The 22,802-nt window shown below is 65.3% G+C and carries 25 protein-coding genes and 1 tRNA gene; 12 read left to right on the top strand and 14 right to left on the bottom strand.

All coding sequences use genetic code 11. The annotated features are described in order from the left end of the window. The first annotated feature begins 9 nt into the window (after nucleotides 1-9). The 3 genes from AC4D6D_RS02035 (at nucleotide 10) to AC4D6D_RS02025 (ending at nucleotide 3,715) form a co-directional block, all read left to right on the top strand. Complete coding sequence (locus tag AC4D6D_RS02035) at nucleotides 10-1,533, top strand: fumarate hydratase (protein WP_491326302.1); 1,524 nt, start codon at nucleotides 10-12, stop codon at nucleotides 1,531-1,533. Between the two features lie 126 nt (nucleotides 1,534-1,659). Then, a complete protein-coding gene (locus AC4D6D_RS02030; RefSeq protein WP_491326301.1) occupies nucleotides 1,660-2,967 on the top strand; it encodes a sensor histidine kinase in 1,308 nt (435 codons plus the stop codon). Between the two features lie 76 nt (nucleotides 2,968-3,043). Next, the gene (locus tag AC4D6D_RS02025; RefSeq protein WP_491327182.1) at nucleotides 3,044-3,715 is read left to right on the top strand and encodes a LytR/AlgR family response regulator transcription factor; all 672 of its coding nucleotides are present in this window, start codon (nucleotides 3,044-3,046) and stop codon (nucleotides 3,713-3,715) included. 65 nt (nucleotides 3,716-3,780) lie between these two features. Here AC4D6D_RS02025 and AC4D6D_RS02020 read toward each other — a convergent pair whose 3' ends face one another. Beyond that, on the bottom strand, nucleotides 3,781-4,116 hold the full coding sequence (locus AC4D6D_RS02020; protein WP_491326300.1) for a UrcA family protein: 336 nt from the start codon (nucleotides 4,114-4,116) through the stop codon (nucleotides 3,781-3,783). A gap of 286 nt (nucleotides 4,117-4,402) precedes the next feature. Between AC4D6D_RS02020 and AC4D6D_RS02015 the strand changes: the two genes are divergently transcribed. The 3 genes from AC4D6D_RS02015 (at nucleotide 4,403) to AC4D6D_RS02005 (ending at nucleotide 6,459) form a co-directional block, all read left to right on the top strand. Continuing rightward, nucleotides 4,403-4,669 carry a hypothetical protein gene (locus tag AC4D6D_RS02015; RefSeq protein ID WP_491326299.1) on the top strand — a complete coding sequence of 89 codons (267 nt, stop codon included), beginning with the start codon at nucleotides 4,403-4,405 and terminating at the stop codon, nucleotides 4,667-4,669. A gap of 85 nt (nucleotides 4,670-4,754) precedes the next feature. After that, nucleotides 4,755-5,582 (top strand): diacylglycerol kinase family protein, encoded by an 828-nt coding sequence (locus AC4D6D_RS02010; RefSeq protein ID WP_491326298.1) that lies wholly within the window; start codon nucleotides 4,755-4,757, stop codon nucleotides 5,580-5,582. Next, on the top strand, nucleotides 5,572-6,459 hold the full coding sequence (locus AC4D6D_RS02005) for a metallophosphoesterase family protein (protein ID WP_491327181.1): 888 nt from the start codon (nucleotides 5,572-5,574) through the stop codon (nucleotides 6,457-6,459). Before AC4D6D_RS02010 ends, AC4D6D_RS02005 begins: the two co-directional genes overlap by 11 nt. A 111-nt stretch (nucleotides 6,460-6,570) precedes the next feature. Here AC4D6D_RS02005 and AC4D6D_RS02000 read toward each other — a convergent pair whose 3' ends face one another. The 6 genes from AC4D6D_RS02000 to AC4D6D_RS01975 form a co-directional block, all read right to left on the bottom strand. After that, complete coding sequence (locus tag AC4D6D_RS02000; protein WP_147216063.1) at nucleotides 6,571-7,287, bottom strand: GIN domain-containing protein; 717 nt, start codon at nucleotides 7,285-7,287, stop codon at nucleotides 6,571-6,573. A gap of 26 nt (nucleotides 7,288-7,313) precedes the next feature. Next, on the bottom strand, nucleotides 7,314-7,880 hold the full coding sequence (locus AC4D6D_RS01995; protein ID WP_491326297.1) for a DUF1700 domain-containing protein: 567 nt from the start codon (nucleotides 7,878-7,880) through the stop codon (nucleotides 7,314-7,316). Continuing rightward, the gene (locus AC4D6D_RS01990; RefSeq protein WP_491326296.1) at nucleotides 7,870-8,250 is read right to left on the bottom strand and encodes a PadR family transcriptional regulator; all 381 of its coding nucleotides are present in this window, start codon (nucleotides 8,248-8,250) and stop codon (nucleotides 7,870-7,872) included. The genes AC4D6D_RS01995 and AC4D6D_RS01990 overlap by 11 nt, the downstream gene beginning before the upstream one ends. A gap of 222 nt (nucleotides 8,251-8,472) precedes the next feature. Next, nucleotides 8,473-8,994, bottom strand: a complete 522-nt coding sequence (rpsI, locus tag AC4D6D_RS01985) for a 30S ribosomal protein S9 (protein ID WP_491326295.1) — start codon at nucleotides 8,992-8,994, stop codon at nucleotides 8,473-8,475. Further along, nucleotides 8,994-9,473: a 50S ribosomal protein L13 gene (rplM, locus tag AC4D6D_RS01980; protein ID WP_021234910.1), complete on the bottom strand. Its 480-nt coding sequence runs from the start codon at nucleotides 9,471-9,473 to the stop codon at nucleotides 8,994-8,996. The genes rpsI and rplM overlap by 1 nt, the downstream gene beginning before the upstream one ends. 155 nt (nucleotides 9,474-9,628) lie before the next feature. Next, complete coding sequence (locus AC4D6D_RS01975) at nucleotides 9,629-10,717, bottom strand: COX15/CtaA family protein (protein WP_491326294.1); 1,089 nt, start codon at nucleotides 10,715-10,717, stop codon at nucleotides 9,629-9,631. A 112-nt stretch (nucleotides 10,718-10,829) separates the two neighbouring features. On the opposite strand from AC4D6D_RS01975, the gene AC4D6D_RS01970 reads away from it, so the two are divergent. The 4 genes from AC4D6D_RS01970 (at nucleotide 10,830) to AC4D6D_RS01955 (ending at nucleotide 13,108) form a co-directional block, all read left to right on the top strand. Continuing rightward, on the top strand, nucleotides 10,830-11,201 hold the full coding sequence (locus AC4D6D_RS01970) for a MerC domain-containing protein (RefSeq protein WP_147216052.1): 372 nt from the start codon (nucleotides 10,830-10,832) through the stop codon (nucleotides 11,199-11,201). 76 nt (nucleotides 11,202-11,277) lie between these two features. Next, complete coding sequence (gene thiS / locus AC4D6D_RS01965; protein ID WP_491326293.1) at nucleotides 11,278-11,490, top strand: sulfur carrier protein ThiS; 213 nt, start codon at nucleotides 11,278-11,280, stop codon at nucleotides 11,488-11,490. 44 nt (nucleotides 11,491-11,534) lie between these two features. After that, nucleotides 11,535-12,341 carry a thiazole synthase gene (locus tag AC4D6D_RS01960; RefSeq protein ID WP_491326292.1) on the top strand — a complete coding sequence of 269 codons (807 nt, stop codon included), beginning with the start codon at nucleotides 11,535-11,537 and terminating at the stop codon, nucleotides 12,339-12,341. Nucleotides 12,342-12,580: 239 nt separating this feature from the next. Next, nucleotides 12,581-13,108 (top strand): hypothetical protein, encoded by a 528-nt coding sequence (locus tag AC4D6D_RS01955; protein ID WP_491326291.1) that lies wholly within the window; start codon nucleotides 12,581-12,583, stop codon nucleotides 13,106-13,108. A gap of 39 nt (nucleotides 13,109-13,147) precedes the next feature. Here AC4D6D_RS01955 and AC4D6D_RS01950 read toward each other — a convergent pair whose 3' ends face one another. Continuing rightward, nucleotides 13,148-13,645 (bottom strand): MmcB family DNA repair protein, encoded by a 498-nt coding sequence (locus AC4D6D_RS01950; protein WP_491326290.1) that lies wholly within the window; start codon nucleotides 13,643-13,645, stop codon nucleotides 13,148-13,150. 159 nt (nucleotides 13,646-13,804) lie between these two features. On the opposite strand from AC4D6D_RS01950, the gene AC4D6D_RS01945 reads away from it, so the two are divergent. After that, nucleotides 13,805-13,881 (top strand) — tRNA-Arg (locus AC4D6D_RS01945). Between the two features lie 84 nt (nucleotides 13,882-13,965). On the opposite strand, the gene AC4D6D_RS01940 is transcribed toward AC4D6D_RS01945, so the two are convergent. From AC4D6D_RS01940 to AC4D6D_RS01925, 4 genes are all read right to left on the bottom strand, one after another. Further along, the gene (locus AC4D6D_RS01940) at nucleotides 13,966-14,280 is read right to left on the bottom strand and encodes a TM2 domain-containing protein (protein ID WP_147216041.1); all 315 of its coding nucleotides are present in this window, start codon (nucleotides 14,278-14,280) and stop codon (nucleotides 13,966-13,968) included. Between the two features lie 80 nt (nucleotides 14,281-14,360). Beyond that, nucleotides 14,361-17,621 carry an error-prone DNA polymerase gene (locus AC4D6D_RS01935; RefSeq protein WP_491326289.1) on the bottom strand — a complete coding sequence of 1,087 codons (3,261 nt, stop codon included), beginning with the start codon at nucleotides 17,619-17,621 and terminating at the stop codon, nucleotides 14,361-14,363. Beyond that, nucleotides 17,618-19,132 carry a Y-family DNA polymerase gene (locus AC4D6D_RS01930; protein ID WP_491326288.1) on the bottom strand — a complete coding sequence of 505 codons (1,515 nt, stop codon included), beginning with the start codon at nucleotides 19,130-19,132 and terminating at the stop codon, nucleotides 17,618-17,620. The genes AC4D6D_RS01935 and AC4D6D_RS01930 overlap by 4 nt, the downstream gene beginning before the upstream one ends. Further along, nucleotides 19,038-19,772: an ImuA family protein gene (locus AC4D6D_RS01925; RefSeq protein WP_491326287.1), complete on the bottom strand. Its 735-nt coding sequence runs from the start codon at nucleotides 19,770-19,772 to the stop codon at nucleotides 19,038-19,040. Before AC4D6D_RS01925 ends, AC4D6D_RS01930 begins: the two co-directional genes overlap by 95 nt. 163 nt (nucleotides 19,773-19,935) lie before the next feature. On the opposite strand from AC4D6D_RS01925, the gene AC4D6D_RS01920 reads away from it, so the two are divergent. Then, on the top strand, nucleotides 19,936-21,030 hold the full coding sequence (locus tag AC4D6D_RS01920) for a TauD/TfdA family dioxygenase (RefSeq protein ID WP_491326286.1): 1,095 nt from the start codon (nucleotides 19,936-19,938) through the stop codon (nucleotides 21,028-21,030). A 78-nt stretch (nucleotides 21,031-21,108) separates the two neighbouring features. Here AC4D6D_RS01920 and fabI read toward each other — a convergent pair whose 3' ends face one another. Together fabI and AC4D6D_RS01910 are read right to left on the bottom strand one after the other, a co-directional pair. Further along, nucleotides 21,109-21,912, bottom strand: coding sequence for an enoyl-ACP reductase FabI (gene fabI, locus AC4D6D_RS01915; protein WP_086490790.1), 804 nt, complete (start codon nucleotides 21,910-21,912; stop codon nucleotides 21,109-21,111). Beyond that, nucleotides 21,909-22,793, bottom strand: a complete 885-nt coding sequence (locus AC4D6D_RS01910; RefSeq protein ID WP_491326285.1) for a YihY/virulence factor BrkB family protein — start codon at nucleotides 22,791-22,793, stop codon at nucleotides 21,909-21,911. The genes fabI and AC4D6D_RS01910 overlap by 4 nt, the downstream gene beginning before the upstream one ends. Nucleotides 22,794-22,802: the final 9 nt, after the last annotated feature.

Here is a 22,802-nt window from a genome sequence, read left to right as displayed (position 1 = left end):
CACAATTCCATGACGCAGATGGTCACGATCCGCGAAGACGACCTCATCGAGAGTGTCGCCGACGCCCTCCAGTATATCAGCTACTTCCACCCGATGGACTATATCCGTGCTCTCGGCGATGCTTACGAGGCGGAGCAAGGCCCCGCCGCCAAGGATGCCATCGCCCAGATCCTGACCAACAGCCGCATGTGCGCGGAAGGGCATCGCCCGATCTGCCAGGACACCGGCATCGTTAACGTCTTCATCGAATGGGGCCAGAACTGCCGCCTCGAATCCGAGAAGTCGCTGCAGGAAGTGGTCGATGAGGGCGTGCGCCGCGCCTACAACAATGCCGAGAACAAGCTGCGCGCCTCGGTGCTGGCGGACCCCGCCTTCACCCGTCGCAACACCAAGGACAACACGCCTTCGGTACTTTCGGTCAGCATGGTCCCTGGCTCGAAGGTTTCGGTGGACGTCGCGGCCAAGGGCGGCGGCTCGGAGAACAAGTCGAAGTTCAAGATGATGAATCCCAGCGATTCCATCGTCGACTGGGTGATCGAGATGCTGCCGCAGATGGGGGCGGGCTGGTGCCCGCCGGGCATGCTCGGCATCGGCATCGGCGGCACCGCCGAGCACTGCGTCAAGCTCGCCAAGCAGAGCCTGATGGAGCCGATCGACATGGCCCAGCTCAAGCAGCGCGGCCCCCAGAACGATATCGAGGCGCTGCGCATCGAGATCTTCGACAAGGTCAATGCCCTCGGCATCGGCGCGCAGGGCCTTGGCGGCCTGGCCACCATCCTCGACGTCAAGATCATGGACTGGCCGTGCCACGCCGCCGGCAAGCCGGTCGCGATGATCCCGAACTGTGCCGCCACCCGCCACGCGCACTTCACGCTCGACGGTTCCGGCCCGAGCTTCCTGGAAACGCCGAACCTCGACGAGTGGCCGAAGGTGGAGTGGGCCCCCGATGCCGGCGCCATCCGCGTCGACCTCGACACCCTCACCCCCAAGATCGTCCAGAGCTGGAAGCAGGGCGACCGCCTGCTGCTGAACGGCAAGATGCTCACCGGCCGCGATGCCGCGCACAAGCGCATTTCCGACATGCTCGCCAAGGGCGAGGAACTGCCGGTCGATTTCAAGGGCCGCGTGATCTACTACGTCGGCCCGGTCGATCCGGTGCGCGAGGAAGTCGTCGGCCCCGCCGGTCCGACCACCGCGACGCGCATGGACAAGTTCTCGGACACCATGCTCGACCTCGGCCTGCTCGCCAGCATCGGCAAGTCGGAGCGCGGTCCTGCCGCCACCGAGTCCATTGCGAAGCACAAGTCGGCCTACCTGATGGCCGTTGGCGGCGCGGCCTACCTCGTCGCCCGCGCGATCAAGGAAGCCAAGGTCGTCGGCTTTGCGGACCTCGGCATGGAGGCGATCTACGAATTCACCGTAAAGGACATGCCGGTGACCGTGGCCGTCGATTCCGAAGGCAAGAACGTCCACCAGCTCGCCCCGCTGGTGTGGAAGGAAAAGATCGCCAGGGAGCATCTGCTTCCGGCGTAAGAAAGAGCCGATCCGGCGGGCATTTCCGCCGGATCGGCGCTCTCCTGCGGGCCGGTTCGACGAATGTCGGTTCCGGCCCGATCAGGGAACTGGCGCTGCGGGGTTTTTTCGCGCTATCCCCTGAGGATGACGACCCCGACGACGATTGGTGCCCATCGGCCGCGCGTGCCCGCGCGGCTCGTCCTGATTTCCCTGGCTGCACTCTGGACCTGCTATTTCATCGTCGCCACGCTGCGCGGTGTCGTGCTGGACTACGACATGAGCTGGGCGATCGTGTCCCGGCGGCTGACGATCTGCATTCTCTCGATGCTGCTGATGGCGGCGGTCTGGCCGCTGCTGCAGTTGCTGGATCGGCGGTCGGCCAGCGCGCGTTTCGTGGTCGTGCTGGTCGGCGCCTTGCCGTTGTCGGTGGCGCTGACGCTCATCAACGGCGCGATCTTTGCCGACATGGAAACGACCAAGGCCTATGGCAGCGAGGAAGAGGCGGCAGCGGTAAAAGCCGGGAAAGTGCGGATCAGCCGCGACGAATCCGGCAATATCCTCGTGGACCTGCCGCCATCGGTGACACGGCGTGCGGATTCCACCGAGGCGGCGCCTTCCGACGGGGCGACCGAATCGTCGACCACCACCACGACTTCGACCGAAGAGACTAGTTCGGCGATCACGATCAGCACCGAGAAGCTGTTCGGCAAGAGTTACGGCGACTGGGCGAACATGGCCGATACCGCCTTCGGCCGCTACTTTCTGGTCCTCGCCTGGGCGGCGCTCTATTTCGCGCTGGTGAAGGCCGAGGAAGCCCGTGCGGCGGAATGGCGCGAGGGTGAATATCGCCGGGCGGCGGCGGCGGCGGAGCTGCGCTCGCTGCGCTACCAGGTCAATCCGCACTTCCTGTTCAACACGCTCAATTCGCTTTCCGCGCTGGTCATGATCGGCAGGCAGGACGATGCGGAGAAGATGATCCAGAACCTCTCGACCTTCTATCGCCGAACACTTTCCGGAGATCCCACCAACGATCTTGCGCTGGTCGATGAGATCGAACTCCAGAAACTCTATTTCGCGATAGAAGCCGTGCGCTTTCCAAATCGCTTGCTGACGACGATTGATGTTGACGATTCCGTTCTTGGTGCAATGGTGCCCGGCATGATCCTGCAACCGCTCGTCGAGAACTCGGTGAAGTATGCCGTCGCGGCTACCCAGAAGCCGGTGACGATCGCCTTGCATGCGCGTCGTGACGGCGACATGCTGGAAGTGAGCGTGACCGACGATGGACCGGGCTGTCCGGCGAACTCCGGTGGTTTCGGGATCGGCCTCAGCAATGTGCGGGACCGGCTGCGGGCCCGCTATGGCGCGGCGGCCACCATCGAATTCGGCAAGCGCCCCGAAGGCGGCTTCGCCACGGTCCTGAGAATGCCCCTGGAGTCCGGACTTGCCTGAAATAACCCCTGAATTGAGCGGGGCCGCGCCGCTGCGCGCGCTGATCGTCGACGACGAGCCGCTGGCGGTCGAGCGCATGCAGGTGATCTGCTCGCGGATCGACGGCGTTTCCGTGATCGGCACCGCCAGCGACGGCCAGGCCGCGCTGCGTCTGATCGATGCCCTCACCCCCGACCTCGTCCTGCTCGACCTGACGATGCCGGAAACCGACGGCCTCACCGTCGCCCGGCGCCTCTCGGGCAAGCCCGATGCCCCGGCGGTGATCTTCGTGACCGCGCATGACGAATTCGCGGTGGAGGCCTTCGATCTCGACGCTATCGACTATGTGCTCAAGCCCGTCGCGCCGGACCGGCTGGAGCGCGCCGTGGGCCGGGTCATGTCCCGGCGCGGCGACCAGCGCACGGCGCCGACCAGCGAGTGGCTGGAAGAATTCTGGGTGCCGCACCGCTCCGAACTGGTGCGCGTGCCCGCTGCCGATGTCGAGCGCATCGATGCCGAGCGCGACTATGTGCGCCTGCACGTGCGCGGGCAGAGCTACCTGCTGCTCCAGACCATCACCAGCCTGGAAGAGCGCCTCGATCCCGAGCGCTTCATCCGCATCCATCGCAGCTGCATCCTGCGCCGCGATCATGTGACGGGGTTGCGGCACGAGGGATTGGGCGTCTGGTCGGTCGAGACCGCCAGCGGCGATGCCCTGCGGATCGGCCGGACCTATCTGCCGACGGTAAAGAAAATGGCGGGCCGTTAAGGCCCGCCAGTCTCGTATCCGGGTTATTTTTATGGGACCTCGTTAAGAGCGTTCCCGGCGCGGCCTTACTGGCTGATCGCCAGACGTTCGCCGCTTGCCTTGTCGACGGCACCGGCCACCTGGCTGCGCACGTTTTCGCGCGCCTTGGCGTAGCATTCGGCGGATTCGGTGCTGCGGAGACGCGAACCGGTGGTGGTGCGGTCATACGCGCAGACTTCGCGGGCGGCGGTCTGGATGCGGCGGTCCAGCTTCTTCTGACCTTCCGGCGTCGCGAGGTTCAGGTCCGAATAGTGCACCTGGATTTCCTTGGCGAAAGCGGGGGCGGGGGTGGTTGCGGCGGCAATGGCGCCGAAAGCAAATCCGGCAGCGGCGACAGCGGCGAACATGTTGGTCTTGAACATCGTCTCTTCCTCTTCAGGGTGAGCCGTTGGTCGATAGTATGTCGCGTCCGGCTCGGTGAATTCTGTTTGCCCCCGAATCGCGGCACCTTCACGCGAGGCTCGACCATGACCCGTCCAAGTTCGACGAAAACCGGCGCGGGGCGATGAACGACGTTCCGCGTCGACGAACGACGTCCCGGCGTTTCATGACCTGAAAAGAAAATGTCACGAATCAGAACGGGACAATTCGTAGCCAATACGAAAGCTGGCGCAGGTTCCGGTTTCGCAGTACCATTTGTCCGGACTTATGGGACTTGCGATCGTCTTCTTCCTTGGGATCTTCAACTTCGCCGCGCACAAGGCGGTGTTGGAGAGCGGCCATCGGATGCTTTCGCAGATCCCCTGGTTCTTCAAGCCGCTGGGCGGTCGCTTCAGTCTGGTCGTGGAATTCGCGATGCTGCTGGGAGCGATGGTCGCGGTCGCCGGAGGATCGGCGGGCTGGGCCTGGGTCTACGTTCTCTACTCCGCGCTCAACGGCCTTTCCGCCTGGTTGATCGCGAGCGGAAGGCTGTGATCGGGAACCGGATCGGGCGGGGCCGGTTTCTGGCGGGATGACGCAAACGGAAACATCCCCCGTTCCGAGCCCGCAAGTCTGGCTCGTGTGCAATGCAGCCAGCGGCAGCAACGACGACGCTTCCGTCGCCGCCGTCGAGCAGGCGCTGGCCGAGGCCGGTTTTCCGGTCGCGCGGACTCTGCGGTTTCCGGACGAGGAGGCCCCTACCCCCGCCGTTCTCGATGCCGCGCAAGTGGACATGCTGGTGACGTTCGGCGGCGACGGCACCACGCACTCGGTCGTAGCCGAGGCGGCGGGCTGGAGCGGATCGGTGCTGGTATTGCCGGGCGGCACGATGAACATGCTGCCCAAGCGGCTGCACGGCGATGTCCCGGCCGCGGACATCATCGCCCGGCTCGGCGCGGGACCGCTGGAAACGATCCGGCCGACGGTTATCTCCAGTCGCCACGGCGTCGGCCTGACCGGCATTCTTGCCGGCCCCGGCACGGTCTGGAACGAAGTGCGCGAGGCGATGCGGGCGCTGAACGTGGTCGAATTCGTCAATACGGCGGCCCAGGCGATTTCCTGGTCGGCTAACGGCCCCAAGGTCGTCTGCGCCGAAGCCGACTGCGGCCGCGACGAGGGGTATGCGGCGATCACCGTGACTCCGGGCGAGGACGGGCTGGAAGCCAACGGCTATTACGCGGAATCGCTGGCCGACTATGCGGGACAGGGGATCGCCCTGCTCAACCGCGATTTTCGCGACGGGCCGCACGATTCGCTGGGAAATCATCGCCAGATCAGGCTGGTCTGCCCGTCCGGCGAACCGATGGGTCTGCTGATCGACGGCGAACCGTTCGACGGAGCGGCCGAAGAGGTGTTTTACCTCGCGACTTGCGAAGTCGATCTGGTAACGACGCGTGATGGTTCCTGAAAATTCCTTCCCTGCGGGCGGGCCGATCCGCCTGTTTCACTTGAGCGACATCCATTTCGGGCTGGAAGACCAGCGCGCGCTGGACTGGGCGAAATCCTGCATCGAGCGGGAGAATCCCCATGCCGTGGCGATCACCGGCGACCTGACCATGCGCGCGCGCCATCCCGAATTCGATGCGGCGGCGCGCTGGATCAAGGGGCTGGACATCCCCGTGACGGTCGAAGTCGGCAACCACGACATTCCCTATTTCAACCTCTACGAACGGTTCTTCGCGCCGTACAAGCGCTTCCACGCGATCGAGAATCTGGTCGAGGCCGAACTCCACTTGCCGGGCGTCGCCATTGTGCCGCTCAAGACCACGACCCGCGCGCAATGGCAGCGCTTTCCCTGGTCGAACGGCTGGGTGACGGAAAAGGCGCTGGCCGAGACGCTCGCCGCCATCGATGCCCTGCCCGCCGGGACCCGCGTGCTGGTCGCGGCGCACCATCCGCTGATCGAGCGGCGCGCCAAGGACGGCAAGCTGCTGACGATCAACGGCACGCGCACGATGGAAGTGCTGGCCGGCCGCAAGGTCATGGCCGTGCTGTCGGGGCACATTCACGACGCTTTCGATCTTACCGCCCAGACGTCGGCCGGGCCGCTGCGGATGATCGGCGCGGGTACGCTGTCGAAGCGGATCCGCTCGACGCCGCCCAGCTTCAACGAGATCACCATCGACGGCGACGAGATCCGGGTGGTCGCCCGCAATCTCGAACATGTGCCGACTGCGGCCATGCAGATCGATCAGGTCCCCGAGAACGCCCTGCCCCCGCGCGAACCGGACGAGCCGGTGGCGCCGGTTGGCGCGGTGCCGCCGGTCGATCCGCCGGTGCATTGACCGAAGTCCTTTCGGAAAGACGAAAAAAGGGCCGCACCGTCGAAACGGTGCGGCCCTTGTCATATTGACCGCCTGCGAAAGGATCGCGGCGGTGCCTCGGTTTCCTTCGGCTTACTTGTAGTCGTGGCTGACGTTGCCGATGCCGTTGATCTCGGTCTTGAGGTTCGCCGGCTTGCGGACCAGCGTGACATTGCCGATGCCGTTGATCTGCACGCTGACGTTGCCGCTCGCGCCCAGCGTCAGGTCTCCGGCGCCGTTTACTTCGACGGTGGCGTCCTGAACCTCGACCTTGCCGAAATCGAGGCTTCCGGCTCCGTCGGTGGTGACCGCCAGCTTGCGGACCTTGCCGGTGGCGGCCAGGCTGAGCGCGCCGTTGCCGTTCACCGTCAGGCTGTCCTGGTCGAGACCGGTCAGCGTGACGTCGCCGGGAGCGTCGAAGTCCAGGCCTTCGATCTCGGGCGCGGTGATCCGGACCTTCAGGCCCTTGCGGCTGTGCCAGCTACCCTTGACGGCCAGGCGGCCGTCTTCCCAGGTCAGGCGATCGACCAGCTTCTGCGGGCCGCTGACGACCATCTCGGCCTTGTCGCCCTTGGTGAAGACGAGCTGCACCGGGATGTCCATGGCCAGGCGGGCGCCGGGCTGGATCGCGAAGTTGCGGGTGATCTGCGGGCTGTCGGCGGCATCGTCGTCGCCGCCGATAGTCCAGTTGATGTCGCCTTCGTTCACGTCGCGACGGAACTTGTCTCCGCCGATGACCCAGGCTGCGCTGAAGGCGACGATCGTCAGGATCACGCCGCTGGCGAATACGATGAGCAGCTTCCTGAACATCACTTGGTTCCTTTCTCTCGTGCTTTTCAGTCTTGCGAGTGCATGGCGGGTTCGAGCACGCGGTAGTGCAGGCGACCGAACCACATGATGGCGTTGATGATCCAGATGCTGACCAGAGTCAGCAGCGCGGCGATCGCCACGGCGGCGCTCATCGTGCCCAGCCCGCCGAGGATGGCGACCAGCACCCCGCCCGGAAAGCCGCTGAACGGCCCGGCGATCAGGATGAAGCCGCCTGCTAGGAAGGCGATCAGGGTGGCGACGTAGAGGCCGAACATCACGCCCAGAACCGGCAGCACGATCGGCAGCAGGATCAGGATGTCGATGGTGGCCAGCCCCATGAAGGCGAGAATCGCACTCCAGGCGGAAGACGGCGAGCGGCCGCTTTCCCAGTTGCGGAAGCCTGCCTCGAAGCGCAGTTCGCGGGCAAGGCGGCCGGGATCGCCAAGGGCGGCGGCCACTTCCTGTTCGCTGCGGCCTTCGGCGCTACCTGCTTCGAAGTGCTCTTCGTAGTCGGCGACGATCTCGGCGACGACGTCCTGCGGCATGCCCTTCAGGCCGGCCTTCAGGCGACGGATGAACTCGTTACGCGTCATGGCTCGGCTCCTCTGTCTTGGGTGCGGCGTTTGAAGGTGCGGCAGCGGCAGCGGCACCGTCGAGCAGACCGTCGACGGCGGCGGTGAACCCGCGCCATTCCTCGACCTGTTCGGCAAGGCGGCTGCGGCCGGTTTCGGTGATGCGGTAGTATTTGCGCGGCGGGCCGGAGGGCGATTCCTCCAGGTAAGTCGCGACGAGGCCGTCGGACTGCATGCGGCGCATGAGCGGGTAGATCGTCCCTTCGCCCATATCGACCGCCGCAGCCATGCGGCTGGCGATCTCGTAAGCGTAACTGTCCCCCCGCGACAGCAGGGCGAGCACGCAGAGACCGAGCACCCCCTTCTTCAGCTGTACTTCGATTTCGGACATCGAATCATCTCCTGCGGATGAGGAGTGTATATAGACAGCTACTGTGTAACGCAAGATACCTTGCTAAGATTGATACAGGGCATGGACAGATACCTTGTTATGGCAAGCTACCTGTCGCCGTTCTGCCCTTTCCAAAGGCTCGTCTGCGTGGAAACGGCGCAACAAAAAAGGGCCGCGGTTTCCCGCGACCCTCTTTGTAAGCCGAAGCTCTCGGTAAGCGGATTAACGCTTCGAGAACTGGAAGCTGCGACGTGCCTTGGCACGGCCATACTTCTTACGCTCGACGACGCGCGGGTCGCGGGTAAGGAAGCCGGCGGCCTTGACGGACGCGCGCAGGGCAGGCTCGTACTTCGAGAGCGCCTGGGCGATACCGTGCTTCACGGCACCGGCCTGGCCCGAGAGACCGCCGCCCTTGACGGTGGCGATCACGTCGTAGGCGCCGTCGCGGCCAGCAACCTGGAAGGGCTGGTTGATGACGAGGCGCAGGGTCGGACGTGCGAAGTACACTTCCTGGTCACGGCCGTTGATGATGAACTTGCCGGTGCCGGGCTTCACCCAAACGCGGGCCACGGCGTCCTTGCGGCGGCCGGTGGCGTAAGCGCGGCCATAGGCGTCGAGCTGCTGCTCGCGCAGGGGCGCGTTCGAAACGACGGGCGTGAAGGTCTCTTCCGCGGTTTCAACGGCGGCGACTTCGCCCAGGTCCTTAAGGTCGGACAGGCTCTGTACGGTTTCGGTATCGGACATTACGCGCCAACCTTGTTCTTGCGGTTCATGGAAGCGACGTCGAGTGCTTCGGGCTGGGTGCCACCGTGCGGGTGCTCGGTGCCTGCATAGAGGTGCAGGGCGCGCATCTGGTCACGGCCGAGCGGACCACGGGGGATCATGCGCTCAACAGCCTTTTCAAGCACGCGCTCGGGGAAACGACCGCCGAGGACCTTGTCCGCAGTCACTTCCTTGATGCCGCCGGCGTAGCCGGTGTGCTTGTAGTAGGTCTTGTCGCCAAGCTTCTTGCCGGTGAACTTCACCTTCTCGGCGTTGATCACGACGACGTGGTCGCCGCAATCGACGTGCGGGGTGAAGCTCGGCTTGTGCTTGCCGCGCAGGAGGTCGGCGATGACGACCGCGAGACGGCCAACCACCAGACCCTCGGCATCGATCAGATGCCACTTCTTTTCCACCTCGGCCGGCTTGATCGACCGGGTGACCTTCGTAAGCGCCTTCATGGCTGGTCTATCCCTAATGTTCAGGTCGCGGTGGCCGAATCGTTCGCTTTCACGAATCTCCGGCACCGCGGGAAGGCGGCCAAATCGTCGAAAAGGGCCTGCAAGTCAAGCAGGCTGCGGGTTTCCATAGAGGTAAAATAATACCTCAAACCTGCTCACATGCCCAGACCGACCTGATCGCGTCGGCCGAGGCAATGCGCCCCCCAGACCGTCGCGGCGACCAGCAGCGCGCCGCAGAGCTGGTGCGCCACGGCCAGCCAGAGCGCCACGCCCGACCAGACGGTGAAGATGCCGAGCAGCACCTGGGTCCCGAAGGCCGAATGCACCGCGATCGAGGCAAGGCGGGCGTGGCGGGCCTTGAGGCGGCGGCCCATGACCACCAGCACCGCGACCACGGCCCAGGCCCACCAGCGATGGACGAAGTGCGTGAGGAAGGGATCGTTGACGAGCGCATGAAGCGCGCCGCCTGCCCATTCCACGCCTTCGGGGAAGAACGTGCCCTGCATCAGCGGCCAGGCGTCCATGCTGAACCAGCCCATGCCCGCGACATAGCCCGCGCGCAGGCCCGCGACCATCGCGCCCATGAAGAGCTGGAAGAACAGCATGGCCATGACCACGGCGCTGAACCGGGTCACGCGGGCCGGAGCCTGCCCGCGCCGCAGTTCGCGCAGGTCGAGTGCGGTCCAGACGAGGCCGCCCAGCGTCGTCAGCGCCACCAGCAGGTGCGCGGCGAGGCGGAAGTGATTCACCCGGTCGGCGGCTTCCGGCGTGAGGCCCGAGGAGACCATCCACCAGCCGACCACGCCCTGAAGCCCGCCCAGCGCCAGCAGCGCGATCAGGCGCGGCTTGTAGCCCAGCGGGATCGTGCGCTTGTACCAGAACCACGCCAGCGGGAGTGCGAAGGCCAGGCCGATCAGGCGGGCGAGCAGACGGTGGACCCATTCCCAGAAGTAGATGAACTTGTACTGCGCCAGGGTCATGCCCGCCGGGCCGTTGACGTCGATGTACTGGGGAATTTGCTTGTAGCGGGCGAATTCGGTCTGCCACTGCGCATCGGTCAGCGGCGGGATCGCGCCGGTCAACGGCTTCCACTGGGTGATCGACAGCCCGGACTCGGTCAGCCGGGTAATCCCCCCGACCGCGACGATGAGGACGACCAGTGCGGCCACGAACAGCAGCCAGCGAACCATGGGGGCGATATCGTCGGCTGTGCCGAGGATGGGACGACCGTCAGAAACTCTCATGGCGCAAATCCCTGCGATCTTGCGACGAAATGCGCAAGGGGCACGTCGATCGAATGTTTCGTCACGCAGTCGGGGCTTGATGAATGTTACAACGTCACATACATGGACATCCATGCGTACCGCCATCATCGCGATTCGAAACCGGCTGGACCGGGCAGGTATCCTGCTCAGCGGTCTTTGTGCGATCCATTGCGTTCTCGGTGTCTTTTTCGTGGGATTCCTGGGGCTTGGCGGTGAAGTTCTGCTTTCGCCGGAAGTCCACCGTGTCGGTCTGGCGCTGGCCCTCGTGGTGGGCGTGATCTCGCTCGGCTTCGGAGTCATGCGTCATGGCCGCGTCGCGCCGCTGGTGATCGGCGGAGTCGGCCTTGCGCTGATGGCCATGGCTATCGCGGTCGGTCATGGCCTGGCGGAATCGATGCTGACGATCGTCGGTGTCGCGCTTGTCGCCTTCGCGCACATCCGGAACCTGCACCGCGCGCATTGAAGGCCGTTTCAGGGAAAGTGCCGGGATTGCACCCCTGGGCACTTTCCAAATCGATTCTCCGCGCTATCTGCGGCCCATGGCTGCTAAACTCTCCCTCACCGTGAACGGCGAACCGCGCCGCATTGCACCCGGCTCGTCGATTGCCGATCTCGTTGCCGGCATCGGTCTCGATCCCAAGAAGGTCGCCGTCGAGCATAACGGCAAGATCGCCCCGCGCTCGACGCTGGGGGACGTGCTGCTGTCCGATGGCGATGTGCTGGAGATCGTCCACTTCGTAGGCGGCGGCTGAGTTCGCTCGCGCCGACCTTCCTGAAATACCCGTTCCCCGAAAGGATGCGAACCTTGACCGATACCGCTGCTGATACTTGGGCCCCGGATTCTTGGACTGTCGCTGGCCGAACCTTCCGCTCGCGCCTGATCGTGGGCACCGGCAAGTACAAGGATTTCGAGCAGAACGCGGCGGCGGTCGCAGCTTCGGGTGCGGAGATCGTCACCGTCGCGGTGCGCCGGGTCAATGTCTCGGACCCCAAGGCGCCGATGCTGACCGACTACATCGACCCTAAGAAGATCACCTACCTGCCCAACACCGCCGGTTGCTTCAGCGCCGACGACGCCATTCGCACCCTGCGACTGGCGCGCGAAGCGGGCGGCTGGGATCTCGTGAAGCTGGAAGTGCTGGGCGAGGCGCGCACGCTCTACCCGGACATGCGCGAGACGTTGAAGGCCACGGAAATCCTCGCGAACGAGGGCTTCCTGCCGATGGTCTACTGCGTCGACGATCCGATCGCCGCAAAGCAGCTTGAGGAAGCCGGTGCCGTGGCGGTCATGCCGCTCGGCGCGCCGATCGGTTCGGGCCTCGGCATCCAGAACAAGGTTACCGTCCGTCTGATCGTGGAAGGGGCCAAGGTCCCGGTGCTGGTCGACGCGGGCGTGGGCACGGCCTCCGAAGCCGCCGTGGCGATGGAACTGGGCTGCGACGGCGTGCTGATGAACACCGCCATTGCCGAAGCGCGCGATCCGATCCGCATGGCCCGCGCGATGAAGCTAGCGGTCGAAGCCGGTCGCGACGCCTACCTCGCCGGACGTATGGCGCAGCGCCGCTACGCCGATCCGTCCAGCCCGCTAGCCGGTCTCATCTGAATTTTTGCAGACCGCGATTTTTCCGGATCGGCCTCCTCCTTGCCGGGGGAGGGCCGATTTCCTCGCAAAAGTGCGGGAATCGGTATCTTTCAAACTGTCCCGAATTGAAATCCTGCATGAATCTTGTCGGAATTAGGGGGGACAAACCTTTGCGCAGTTAAGGCTGTAGCAACCCATGTGGCAGAAATTGGTTTTAGTGACAGGGAGGATAGTCCTTCCGTGTCACGAGGATCAGGACCATGACTCACACGGGAAAGGCCACCATCACCATCAGCGAACTGCGGGAGTTCGCCAGCTTCACGCCCTGCGAGCAGCGCTACATCCGTCGCAGCCTCGACGTGGGGCTGGGCCGGCAGGATGCGCTCGGCCTCTGGGCACGCGATGCTGCCGAGGCCACCTCGATCCGAAAGCAGTACGAGAGCTACGAAGACCTTGCGGTACTGCGGGACATGCGGCCTGACGAGTTTGGCTTCGACGACATCACCGCGTTCATGGGCAAGCTCGTCCATATGGCGGCTTTCGATCTGGCGCAGGACCGCATCGAATCGTTCCCGGCCTTCCGCTTCCTTTACGAGCGCCTGCTGGGCGGCTGGGTAAGGCCCTGGTTGCCGGGTGCTTTCTGCGGCGCGGCGGCGCTTCCCCAGATTCGGCCCGAGCGCCGCAAGACCCTGCTTCACTCGATCAGCGAAGCGGCCGCGACCGCCGCGGGATGGTCGGAGCGCGAGCCGTCGTTCTATCCGGAGTGGATCGAGAAGGAAGTCGCCTGACGTTTCACGCGATCCGGAGTTTCGGCTCCGGATCGTCCATCAGCCTTCGCTGCCCCATTGCTGGGTCTGCGGATCGCCCAGAGTGACAAGCCGCCGGAGCGACGCGCGGGCGAGACGCTCGGTCTCGACCTTGCGGCGCGCGGCGGCGAGTTGACGCAGCGGGGCAGGGCGCAAAATCTCCGCATCGTAGCCGTCTGCAACGATCACGCCGCACTGTTCGGGCAGGAACGGCTCGGTTTCCAGCGGCGCGCGGTCCAGCGAGGGCGGCAGGCCCCAGTAGAAGCGGTCGCAATAGTCGAGATAGTCCGGCCACTTGCCGTCGCCCAGCAAGTCTGCCCGCGAAACCTTGATCTCGACGATGATGACGTGGCCCTTGGCATCAATGCCCATGAGGTCCGCCCGGCGTCCGCAGCGCAGCGGCATTTCCGGCAGGCACCAGATATCGTTGCGGGCAAACAGCCGCCCGATTCCCCGCGCGACGTCGGCGGCGACGAAGGAAGCGAGCGGCGATGAGAGGGGGGAATCAGCTTCGGCCATGGCGGCATAATAGGAACATAGAGTGAACTTTCAAGCCGCCGATAGCGTGGAGGCGTTCGCCTCGATGATATCCTGGCGAAGGTTTTCCCAAGCCTATGATGCGATGGATGGATTTGGCACTGGCAACGCCGCTCATGCTCTGCTAGTCGCCCCAGCACTGCACCCGTAGCTCAGCTGGATAGAGCGCTGCCCTCCGAAGGCAGAGGCCACAGGTTCGAATCCTGTCGGGTGCACCATTTTCCTAAGTTTTCAGAGCAGATCGGTTTCGGCCGATGGCAGCCCGTTTGGGCGGCGGTTGCGCGCCGCCCGTGGATCGGCGTTCAGGCGAGAACGCGGTGCACCAGATTGGTGTTGAACTGGCGCAGCCAGCCGGGGATCAGGAAAGCATCCACCAGCACCCAGATGCCGAGCGGAATCAGGAACAGCAGGCCGAAACCGAAAATCCAGATCGTCGCCCAGCCAAGTACGAACAGCACGAGTTGGACGATGCCGCCTGCGGTTTTTCCGGCATAGAAGCGATGGGCGCCCAGCGAGCCGAGGAAGAACCACAGCAGATAAGTCACCCCGGTGGACTTTGCGTTCGCCTGGTAGAGCAGACCTGCCATCGCCGCGTTTTGTGAGTTGGTGTCGGACATCGATAACCCCCGTCGATAAGAGAAGCGCGCAGGGATAGGTCCATGCCTTTAAGAAATCACTGAATTTCTTATATTTTACCTCAATGGAAGTCGCGCGAGCGGGGGAGTATCCGCACGTTTCGGGGATGCTGCGGGCGCACGACTTCGTCCGTGCTGGAGAGTTGCGGTTGGGTCTCGTGGTCTTCGGAGAGGCGGCCGAGTTCCGGAGTACGGTCGTGGATGCGCTGGGCCATCAGGTGTACGACGCCTTCGGGGCTGCGCTGGACGAGGCCCTCCACAACCATCAGCCGCGCGGCCATTACCGGGCGGCGGTAGGTCTCGAACAGTCTTTCCCAGATCACCACGTTGGTGATGCCGCCTTCGTCTTCCAGCGTGACGAAGATCGCCTTGCCTTCGCCCGGTCGCTGGCGGACCAATACTACGCCGGCGACTTTCACCCGTTTTCCCGGTTTCGCCTTTGCCAGTTCGGCGCAGCTGAGCACACCTTCCGCCGCGAAGAGCGGGCGCAGGAAGTCCATCGGGTGCGCCTTCAGGGAGAGGCGGGTGGTCTGGTAGTCGGCCGCGACCTGTTCCGATAGCGGCATGGCGGGCAGGGCGGCGGGCGGCTCCTCGCCCAGTTCGCGGGCGCGGGCGGCGGCGAAGAGGGGGAGTTCGCCGCTGGGCGTACGCCGCGCTTCCCAGAGGCCTTCGCGGCGGTCTAGGCCGATCGAGCGCAAGGCGTCGGCATCAGCCAGCAGGTTGAGGGCGCGCTGCGGCAGATCGGCGCGGCGGGCGAGGTCTTCGAGGTTGGTATAGGGGCGATGGTCCTTGATCGCCTCGGCCCAGTCCTCGCGGAAGCCGTGAATCTGGCGCAGGCCGAGGCGCAGCGCGAGTTCGCCTTTCGCGTTTCGCTCCAGAGTGCAGTCCCATTCGCTGTGATTCGCATCGACGGGGCGGACTTCCACGCCGTGCTCCTGTGCGCAGCGGACGATCTGGGCCGGGGCGTAGAAGCCCATGGGCTGCGAATTGAGCAGGGCGGCGGCGAAGACGGCGGGGTAGTGGTGCTTGATATAGGCCGAGACCCAGACCAGCCGCGCGAAAGCGAGGGCGTGGCTTTCCGGGAAGCCGTAGCTGCCGAAGCCCTCGATCTGCTTGAAGCAGCGCTCGGCGAAGTCCTTCGCATATCCGCGCGCGACCATGCCGCCCACCATCTTGCCGCGCAGGGAGTCGATGGTGCCGACATTGCGGAAGGTCGCCATGGCGCGGCGGAGCTGGTTGGCTTCGGCATCGGAGAAGTTTGCGGCGGTGATCGCCAGCCTCATCGCCTGCTCCTGAAACAGCGGGACGCCCTTGGTCTTGCCGAGCACCTCGTGGAGTTCCCTGGGGTCATGGGGCGGGGCGGGAGCAGGAAATTCCACCTTCTCGATCCCCTGCCTGCGGCGAAGATAGGGATGCACCATGTCGCCCTGAATCGGCCCGGGCCGGACGATGGCAACCTGGATGACAAGGTCGTAGAATTCCTTGGGCTTCAAACGGGGCAACATGTTCATCTGGGCGCGGCTCTCGACCTGAAAGATGCCGATGCTGTCGCCGTGCTGGAGCATTTCGTAGACTCCTTTGACATGCGGAGGGTTGTCTTCGGGATCCTCCTCGTCACACGGTACCGAACTTAGCTGATACTGCCTGCCGATGTGAGTCTCGATCATGGCGAAGGCCTTGCCGATGCAGGTCAGCATGCCGAGCGCCAGAATATCGACCTTCATCAGGCGGAGGGTGTCGATGTCGTCCTTGTCCCACTCGATGAAGGTGCGTTTCTCCATGGCTGCGTTGTGGACCGGCACGGTCTCGTCCAACCTGTCCTGCGTCAGCACGAAGCCGCCGACGTGCTGCGAGAGGTGGCGGGGGAACTCCAGAATCGCCTCGGTGAAGCGATTCACCCGCGCGATCGTCGGGTTGTCGGGATCGAGTCCGGCTTCGAGGCAGCGGTTGCGGTCGTATTTCGCGGCATGGCTGCCCCAGACGGTGCTGGCGAGGCGGGCGGTCACGTCCTCGCTGAGGCCCAGCGCCTTGCCGGTGTCGCGGGCGGCGCTGCGCGAGCGGTAGTGGATGACCGTGGCGGCGATCCCGGCGCGGTCGCGGCCGTAGCGCTTGTAGATGTACTGCATCACCTCCTCGCGCCGCTCGTGCTCGAAGTCGACGTCGATGTCCGGCGGTTCCTTGCGCTCGGTGGAGATGAAGCGGGAGAACAGCAGGCTGTGCTTCACGGGATCGACGGCGGTGACGCCGAGCACGAAGCAGACCGCGGAATTGGCCGCAGACCCCCGGCCCTGGCAGAGGATGCCCTGCCCTTGCGCCCACTGGACGATATCGTGGACGGTCAGGAAGTAGGCGGCGTAGTCCTGCTTGCCGATGATCTCCAGTTCCCCGGCGAGCAATCCGGTCAGCTTGTCGGGAATGCCTTGCGGGTAGAGGTCGCTGGCCCGGCTCCAGACGAGTTCGGTGAGCCAGCCTTGCGGGGTATAGCCGTAGGGCACCGGCTCGTGGGGGTAGGTATAGCTCAGGTCGTCGAGCTTGAAGGCGATGCCGTCCATGAAATCCCGGGTGGCGGCGATGGCTTCGGGGGCGGCGGCGAAGAGGCGGGCCATTTCGGCGGCGGGCTTCAGGTGCCGCTCGGCATTGGCGGCGAGGCGGCGACCGGCGGCCTGCACCGTGGTCTTCTCGCGGATCGCGGTCATGACGTCGTGGAGGGGGCGGTTCTCGGGCTTGTCGTACCGGGCGTCGTTGATGGCGATCAGCGGCACGCCGGTCATGGCGGCCTGTTCGCGTGAGGCCGCGAGGCGGCGGGCATCGCGGCCCTGACGCAGCATTGTCGCGCCTAGCCAGACTTTGCCGTGGGCGGCCTTCGAGAGTCGGCGCAGGAGATCGTCGGACGCCGGTGTGGCGACGATCAGTTGCATGTCCTCCAGGAATTCCAGCAGGTCTTCGAGGTGCAGCACGCAGTTGCCCTTGGTGGTGCGCAAATTGCCGGTGGTGAGCAGGCGGGTGAGTCGGCCCCAGCCGTAGCGGTTGGTCGGGTAGGCGAGAATCTCGGGCGTATCGTCGGCGAAGACCAGCCGCGCGCCGACCATGAGGCGGAAATCGGGCAGGGTCTCGCCATCGGCTTCCGCCTTTTCCGCGAGCTTGCGCAGCGCGGCGAGGGCGCGGGCGACGCCGGACACGGTATTGCGGTCGGCAATGCCGATGCCGGGATGGCCGAGAGTCATGGCCGTGATCGCCATCTCGCCCGGCGTGCTCGCCCCGCGCAGGAACGAATAGGCGGTCGTCGTCGCGAACTCGACATAGGCTGGCGCTTCGGCGCTCATGCGAAGACGCCGTGGAGATACCAGCGCGGATCGGCCTTCTCGCTGCCGTAGAGGCCGTGGCGGAATAGCCAGAACCGGCAGCCGTCCTCGTCCTCGATCCGGTAGTAGTCGCGCGTCGGGCCGCTGGCCTCTACCGTCTTCCACCAAGGATAGGCGATGCGCTCAGGCCCTTCCTGTCGCACGACGCGATGCTGCCTGCCTTGCCAGCCGAATCGGCGCGGCGGGCCGTCGGGCACTTCGGCAAGGACGGTGACCGGCTGGGGCGGGTCGAACAGGAACAGCGGGCGCAGGGGCGGTTCCCCCGTTTCCGGCTGGGGCCAGGGCTGTGGGGCCGAGGCGGCAGGCACGAGGCGGTCGGCATATTCGGGCAGGTGCTCGTCGCGCGGGGCGAAGCGGTGGAGGCATTCGGCGCCGAAGCGCACTTGCAGGCGGTCGAGCAGGGGGGCGAGATCGGGCCTGCCGGACTTGTCCTCGTCCAGCCGCTCCTGCCCCTCGGACATATCCTCGTGCAAGGGGACGGACAGGCGAAGGAGGTCGTAGCCGAAGCCTGGATCGAGCGGGTCGGCGAGCGATTCGATGCGCTCGCGGAAGAGCCGGACGACATCGGCGGGGTCGCGCAGCGGCAGACCGCTGTCGATGGCGAGCCGGGCGACATGGCCGTCGGTGCGGAACAGCGAGACTTCGTAGCGCCGCCCGCCGCGTCCGCGCGCGACCAGCAGGTCCCGCGCCTGTCCGGCCAGCCACGCGATCACCCCTAGCAGGGGTTTCACCGTGGCCATGGGTTCGGCGAAGCGCTGCTCCACCCAGATCGGGGGGAGGGTGCGGTGCGGGGTGATGCGCCGGTCCTGCTCTTCCAGCAGGTGGGCGAGGGCGACCGACATCACTTTGCCGAAGCGGGCCGCAAGGGGCGCGCGGGGGCGGTCGGCCAGCTGGCCTATGGTGCGCAGCCCGGCACGCTTCAGGGCAAGATGGGCGTCCTCTCCCAGGTCGAGTGCGGCCACCGGCAGTTCATGCAGGGATCGCTTGCCGAAACGAGCGAGGGCGAGGGCGGCATCCGGGGTTGCGGCACAGGCGGCCAGCGGGTGGAAGCCCAGCCGGGACAGGCGGGCCACGAGATCGCTGCGAAGGGCGCTCTCATCCATGGCGAGGCTGTCGAAGCAGCCGGTAAGGTCCAGCACCAGCGCGTCTTCGCCTTGCGGGGCGACCATCGGGGTATAGCGCTCGCAGGCCTCCACCAGCCGCAGCAGCAGGGCGCGGTCCGCTTCGGGGCGATGCTCCAGCGCGGCGAGATCGGGTTCCTGCGCGCGGGCGTCGGCCAGCATCATGCCTGCCGAGAGGCCGCGTTTCAGCGCGGCGGGCGACAGTGCCATGATGCGCTGCGCCCCGCGTTGCTTCGCGATGAGGGCAAAGGCTGCGTCAGGCGGCGCTGCGCCTTCCCGCATCGCCCGTTCGGACGGCAGGAAGGGCAGGACGACCGCGAGATAGCGGCGCACGGAAGCTGCCTTGTTCACGATCCCATTCCAGTTGCAGGTTGAGTCCTTCCCGCCCGCCGCGCTGGCGCAGCAGGGTCACGTCGAAGACCGGCCCTCCCGGTGCATCGGCGGGCAGGGGTATCGAGGGGGCGCTGGCCACCTGCCAGCGGCTATGGGCGGCGCTGGGGGCGGGATCGGCGCCGCTGCGCACGATCAGGACCATGGTGCCGCTCCGCTCCGCCGCCAGCGCGAGGCGGCGCGACGCGGTCAGGTCGAAGGCCGGGGCGCGGCCGTCCACTTCCAGGATCACCGTGGCCGCGCCGCCGTGGCGCACGCAGTCCACGCCTGCGCGCAGCAGGCTCTGGAGGTCGGGCAGGCGCATCAGTACGATCGTGGCGGGATCGATGCCGAGTTCGGCCAGACCGGGGGCATAAGGGCGCTGCCGGGCCTGCTTGCCCTTGGCGAGTCTCAGCCAGAGCAGGGTCTCCCCCGGCTGGCGTGCCTGCACCCCGCAAAGCAGGGCGAGGGCGAGCGGTGGGGCCAGTGCGGCGCTGCCGTCCTGTCCTTGCGCTGCGTAGAATTCATGCACGCCGTCCTGCTGCAAAGGTGCGTCCGGCCAGCCCTCCGGGGAGGTCTGCACGAGGCTTGCAGCCCGTTTGAAGCGACTCGAATCGAACATATGTTCCTTTTATGTTCTATTCTTGTCCGGTGCAATCGAACTCCGTTCCCGTTCAGGATGCGCATGGGGAAAAGGTTTCGGGCATCGCTCGCCAAGTCAGCCTCCGGCAATCGGCCTAGGGTCCGGCGCATAGCTACAGACCCAGAAGAAGGACTCACGAAGCATGGCCAGTTCCGCTCCCGCGCCGCTGGAGGCCGTCCCGCCCGTCACCACCGCCGCCGCTTGGCGGGGAGACCGGCTCGCCGCCACCGACGAGTGGATCTACATGCTGTCCGACGAACAGGTCTCCGAACTGGAAACGCTCGGCGCCCGCTTCCTGGCCGAGAATCCGGACTTGCGCACCGTCACCGCCGAGGAATATCCGCTGATCGCCTGCGCCGAGGCGGTGAAGTCATGGGGCGAGGATGTCGATTACGGGCGCGGTTTCGTGCTGGTGCGCGGCCTGCGCACGCAGCTCTATTCGGACCCGCTGTCCAGCGCGATCTACTACATTCTCGGCCTGCACATGGGCGATCCGATCCGCCAGAACGAGATGGGCGACCTGATCGACCACGTCTACGCCACCAGCGACAAGACCATGGACGATCCCACAGCGCTCTCCTCCAAGGTGCGCGACAAGCTGGTCTACCATTCGGACAGTTCGGATATCGTCGCGCTCATGTGCCTGCGTCCGGCCAAGGAGGGCGGCCTGTCCTGCCTCGTCTCGGGTGCGGAAATCTACAACGAGATCCTGCGCCGCCGCCCTGATCTGGCGCCGCTGCTGCTGGAGCCGTTCCACTGGGACTGGCGCCGACAGGACCACAATGCGCCTGCGGACACCTATACCTCGCCGATCGTCAGCCTCGTGGACGGGGTGTTCTCGATGTACGCGGGCTCGCTCTACATCCTCACCGCGCAGGAATACGAGGGCGTGCCCCGGCTGTCTCCGGAGCAGATCGAGGTGCTCGAACTCTTCGACACGATCACTTACGAAGAGGGCATGGCCATCGAAATGGATTTCCGCCCCGGCGACATCCAGTGGCTATCGAACTATGCCGCGCTCCATGCCCGCACCACGTTCTGGGACTGGCCGGAGCCGCAGCGCAAGCGGCACCTTTTGCGCCTCTGGCTGAGCCGCGATGCCGGGCGCCCGGTGGTGGACGGCTTCGGCAAGAACGGCGTGGTGCAGGTCCGTCAGGCTCCGCGCGACGGGCAGACCGAGCATCCCGATGCGCACTTCGACGTGCTCTCGGTCTCGGTGCCGCGTTTGATGGGGTGAGGGCGGACGCCTTTACGGCACACGAAAAAGGGGCCGGGAGTTTCCTCCCGGCCCCTTTTTGTATTCGGAAAGCCGCCCTTAGCTCAGGGCGATATCCGGCGCGTCTTCCTGCTTCATGCCGACGAGGTGATACCCCGAATCGACATGGTGGACTTCGCCGGTCACGCCCGCGGACAGATCCGACAGGAAGTAGAGGGCCGAACCGCCCACATCCTCGATCGTGGTGTTGCGGCGCAGCGGCGAATTCAGCTCGTTCCACTTGAGGATGTAGCGGAAATCGCCGATGCCGCTGGCGGCCAGGGTCTTCACCGGGCCTGCCGAGATCGCGTTCACGCGGATGTTCTGCGGGCCGAGATCGTTGGCGAGGTACTTCACCGAGGTTTCCAGCGCTGCCTTGGCCACGCCCATGACGTTGTAGTGCGGCACGACCTTTTCGGCACCGTAATAGGTCAGCGTCAGGATCGAGCCGCCTTCGCGCATCATCGGTTCCGCGCGCTTGGTGACGGCGACGAGGCTGTAGGCCGAAATGTTCATCGTCATCAGGAAGTTGTCGAGGCTGGTGTCGACATACTTGCCGCGCAGTTCGTTCTTGTCCGAGAAGCCGATGGCGTGGACGACGAAGTCGATCGTCTCCCAGCGCGCCTTCAGCGTCTCGAACGCGGCATCGAGCGCCGCCATGTCCGAAACGTCGCAATCGATGAGGAAATCGCTGCCGAGGCTTTCCGCCAGCGGCTTCACGCGCTTGGCCAGCGCATCGCCCTGATAGGAGAAGGCCAGCTCGGCGCCCTGTTCGTGCAGCTTCTTCGCGATGCCCCAGGCCAGGGACTTGTCATTGGCAAGGCCCATGATCAGGCCGCGTTTACCCTGCATCAGACCGGTCATTCTTGTTCTTCCTGTACTTCGTTGTTCTGTGCAGCGGTGCTGCTTTTCCCGTCTGAGCCCCCGGCAAGCATCTCCTGCTCCTCGGGACTGACGGTAAGGGCGGCGTTGAGTTCCGCGCCCGCGACCATCCCTAGTCCGACAAGCCAGAAAAAGAAAAGCGCGATCATCACTCCGGCGAGACTTCCGTACGTCAAATCGTAAGCGATGAAATTGCGCAACACTTTCGGCAGCAGCCAGGCGGCGCCCAGCCACCAGGTAGCAACGAACAGCGGTCCGGGCCATTTGGGATAGAGTCTTGCCTGATAACGGCTTGGCGTCAAAAGAAAAAACAGCGCGTAGAGCGAGGCGAACAGGGTTGCCGCGGTGACCGCGCGGGATATGCCGATCTGGTAATTGAACGCCTTGAGCGCCGGAAACAGCGTCAGCAGCACGTCCTCGATCAGCGAAATAAGCACTTGCGACGACAGTGAAAGCAACAGCAGCAACACCGATCCGAAGATCAGCCCGCTTGATGCCAGCCGGTTTCGCCAGAATTTCAGGCTCTTGGTCGTGCCGTAGGCGCGGTGGAGGATGTCGCGGATGGTCTCGATCAGGCTGGTCGCGGTCCACAGGCCGAGCACGCCGCCGATCCACAGCAGCCAGCCGTGCCGCGCCGCCACGGCATCGCGGGCGACCGGGGCGAGCGCTTCCTCGACGCGCGGCGGCAGCGAATTGAGCACCGCGTCGATCGCGCTTTCCAGCTGCCCCTGCTCGCCCAGCGCCGAATAGATCGCCGCGAGCGCGATGAAGAAGGGGAACAGGGCGACGATCGTCATGTAGGCGAAGTTGCCGGCGTGGATGAAGCCGTCTTCCCAGGTCCCGGCGAGGACGCGCTTGACCACGAGATAGGC

Source organism: Novosphingobium sp. BF6 (assembly GCF_058273105.1).
Note: the sequence above shows the minus strand (reverse complement) of the source record. Positions and strands in the feature narration are given on the sequence as shown.